Raw genomic sequence first — 3,314 nt, forward strand, 5'->3', positions numbered from 1 at the left:
TCTGGATTCCGCCGCTCACGGCGTGCGTCATCTCCTTTTTCACCTCCATGGGCGGGCTGTCCGGCGCGTTCTTGCTGCTGCCCTTTCAAATGACCGTGCTGGGCTATACCACGCCCTCGGTCAGCGCCACCAACCAGTTGTTCAACATTGTCGCCATCCCCAGCGGGGTCCTGCGCTATATGCGCGAGGGGCGCATGCTGTGGCCGCTCACTTGGGCGGTGGTGGCGGGCACCCTGCCCGGCGTGCTCATCGGCGCGGTCATCCGCGTCACATGGTTGCCGGACCCGCGGCACTTTAAGCTGTTTGTCGGGGTGGTGCTCCTCTACATTGGCGTGCGCCTGCTGCGCGACGTGCTCGCGCGGCCAAAGGATTCCGCCGAGGCGCGCTTTCACAGCGCCGCGCGGCGCGGGACCACCGGGCGCGTCACCCCTCTGCCCGGCTCCCTGACCACCGTCCGCTTCGCCTTCAACGGCGACACCTTCACCGTCAAAACGCCCGCCCTTATGGCCCTGACCTTTGTGGTGGGCATCATCGGCGGCATCTACGGCATTGGCGGCGGCGCCATCATCGCGCCGTTTTTCGTCTCCGTCCTTGGCATCCCCGTCTATGTGGTGGCCGGACCGGCGCTCATGGGGACCTTCGTCACCTCCGTGGCCGGGGTGGCCTTCTACCCACTGCTGGCGGTGCTGCACCCCGCGCAAAGCATCGCCCCGGACTGGGGCCTTGGGCTGTCCTTCGGCCTTGGCGGCGCGGTGGGCATGTGGCTTGGCGCGCGCTGCCAGAAGTTCATCCCCGCGCGCCTCATCAAGGCCATGCTCTGCCTGGTGCTGGCCGGGACCGCGGCCAAGTACATCATCGGCTTTTTCGCCTAGCACGCAAAACAGCGCCGGATAGTCCATAGGGGACCGTCCGGCGCTGTGTATTGCACTTCGCACCGCAGCAGGACGCGGCGCGCCTTACTCGGCGGCGCAGCCGTTTTCGCGGTCGTCAATGACGCGGCGGGTCTTGCCGAAGGAACGCGGCAACGCGCCATGGTCCACCACCTGTACGGCGGCGCGGGCCATAAGCTGGCGGTGCAGCTCCTGCCCAACGGCTGTGGCAAGGGCCTCGTCGCCGCCGCTGTGGGCGCCCTTGGCGCGCTCCACGGCAACGGTCATAAAGTCGCGCCCGTCGCGGCGGGCCAGCGTCACCTGATACTCCGAGGAGATGCCGTCAAAGCCGCCAAGGACCGCGGCAATCTGGCCGGGATAAATATTCACGCCGCGGAAGATGATCATGTCATCACTGCGGCCCATGATTTTGTCGTGCCGCGGCAGGGCAAGGCCACAGGAGCACTCGCCGGGGATGAGGCGCGTCAGGTCGTGCGTGCGGTAGCGGATGAGCGGGGCGGCCTCCTTGCGCAGGGTGGTGACGACCATCTCGCCCACCTCGCCGGGCTGGACAGGCTCCAGCGTTTCCGGGTCGAGGATTTCCACGATGTACATGTCCGCCCAGTAGTGGATGCCGTCGTGGGCGGCGCACTCCAGCCCCGCGCCGGGACCGTAAAGCTCCGTCATGCCCGAGATGTCAAAGCTGTCCTCACTGCCCAAGAGTTCCGTAAAGCGCTGGCGCATCTTGGGGGTGTGCGTCTCGGAGCCGAAGATGCAGGTCCGAAGGCGCAGAGAGTCGCGCAGGCCGTGCTTTTCCACTTCCTCGCCCATCAGCAGGGCCATGCTGGCCGTGGAGCACATGCAGGTGACGCCCATATCCACCAAAAGCTGCAACTGCATGTTCATGTTGCCCGGCCCAACGGGCACAGCCATGGCGCCAAAATGCTCGGCCCCCAGCTGGAAGCCCGCCCCGGCGGTCCACAGGCCATACCCGGCGCAAATCTGGATGCGGTCCAGCTCGGTGAGTCCGGCCAGCTCGTAACAGCGGGCCATCATCTCCATCCAGTCGTTGACATCCTTCTGGGTATAGGTCAGCACCTTGCGTTTGCCGGTGGTGCCGCTGGACGCATGCATGCGCACCACGTTGCGCTCCGGCACGGACAGCAGCGGAAACGGATACCCGTCGCGCAGGTCCTCCACGCTGGTGCACGGCAGGTGCCGCAAATCGTCCAGGCTGCGGATGTCCTCCGGGCGGATACCGGCATCGCGGAATTTTGCGGCGTAGGCGTCACTGCCTGTTGCCGCGTGGCGCACGGTCCATTTCAAGCCATCCAACTGTATGGTAGCCAGCTCTTCCGGCGTGTAGTGTGGGAGAAAACGAGTGGTGCTTTGCATAGACCTTGCGGCTCCTTAACGCTGTAGATGTCCGGAAGATGGCGTCTGCGCCTTGTCCGAACCCTTGAAATTCATTACTGATTGCACATCACGCTTCCGGACCGGGGAACAATGCCCCAATTCCGAAGCCCCATCAACCCTTGCCGCCACATGGAAAACGCACCATGACGCAGTATACAGCCGCATTCCACGGCCTTTCCCTTGTGCTGGGGCTTTGCCTTGGCAGTTTTTACAACGTGTGCATCCACAGAACCATCTCCGGCGAATCCGTTGCCAATCCGCCCCGCTCCAAGTGCCCCCAGTGCGGGCATTTTCTGGCGTGGTGGGAGAATATCCCCCTGCTCAGCTACGCCCTGCTGCTGGGCAAGTGCCGCTCGTGCCGCTGCCACATCAGCGCGCGCTACCCCCTTGTGGAGGGCCTGAGCGCCCTCATTGCGCTGGCCCTTGCCATCACCTTTGGCCCCGGCCCCAAGTGGGCGGCGTATATGGCCTTTAGCGGGCTGTTCATCGTTATCAGCTTTATTGACCTTGAGACCTACACCCTGCCCCTGCGGCCCATGCTCATCGGCTCGCTGGCCGCGCTGGGCCTTGCGCCAACGGTGCTTGGCGTGGACCTTGTGGACTCCATGCTGGGGGCTGTGGTCGGCGCGGGGCTCTTCTGGACGGTGAACGCCGTGTACACGCGCATTCGCGGCGTGCAGGGGATGGGCGAGGGGGACGTATATCTCATCTTCCTCATCGGCGCGCTGACGGGGCTGTCCATGCTGCCGCCCGTTATCATCATCAGCGCAGCAACCGCTGGCATTGTGGGCTTTATCACCGCGCGCGGCGACGGGGACAAGCGCGAATCCGCCCTGCCCTACGGCCCGTTTCTGTGCCTTGCGGCCATTCTCGTCATCCTGTGGGGCGACGTATATACCGCGCGTGTCGGATAGCGGCCCACCCCGGCGGGACCCTCCTCAGGACGCCCCGCCGCGGCAGGCCGAAACAGTGCGTCTATGCGGTCCACGCGGCCATGAATTCGCTGGCCGTGCCGCCTTCGCGCAGGTG

General features: G+C 65.1%; 3 protein-coding genes. 2 read left to right on the forward strand and 1 reads right to left on the reverse strand.

The features are described from left to right. Nucleotides 1–872, forward strand: an 872-nt coding sequence (locus ACY69P_RS15415; protein WP_462328114.1) for a sulfite exporter TauE/SafE family protein, incomplete at its 5' end; no start/stop codon positions are given. Nucleotides 873–956: 84 nt separating this feature from the next. Here the strand turns inward: ACY69P_RS15415 and ACY69P_RS15420 are convergent. After that, nucleotides 957–2,264, reverse strand: coding sequence for a phenylacetate--CoA ligase family protein (locus ACY69P_RS15420; RefSeq protein ID WP_462328115.1), 1,308 nt, complete (start codon nt 2,262–2,264; stop codon nt 957–959). 164 nt (nt 2,265–2,428) lie between these two features. Here ACY69P_RS15420 and ACY69P_RS15425 point away from each other — a divergent pair, with 164 nt between their 5' ends. Further along, nucleotides 2,429–3,199: a prepilin peptidase gene (locus ACY69P_RS15425; RefSeq protein ID WP_462328116.1), complete on the forward strand. Its 771-nt coding sequence runs from the start codon at nt 2,429–2,431 to the stop codon at nt 3,197–3,199. The last annotated feature ends 115 nt before the right edge of the window (nt 3,200–3,314 follow it).

This window comes from Desulfobaculum sp. (assembly GCF_054921475.1).

Excerpts from the sequence above, each read along its gene's own strand:
- ACY69P_RS15420 (WP_462328115.1), bottom strand. The coding sequence starts at position 2,264 with ATGCAAAGCACCACTCGTTTTCTCCCACACTACACGCCGGAAGAGCTG.
- ACY69P_RS15425 (WP_462328116.1), top strand. The coding sequence starts at position 2,429 with ATGACGCAGTATACAGCCGCATTCCACGGCCTTTCCCTTGTGCTGGGG.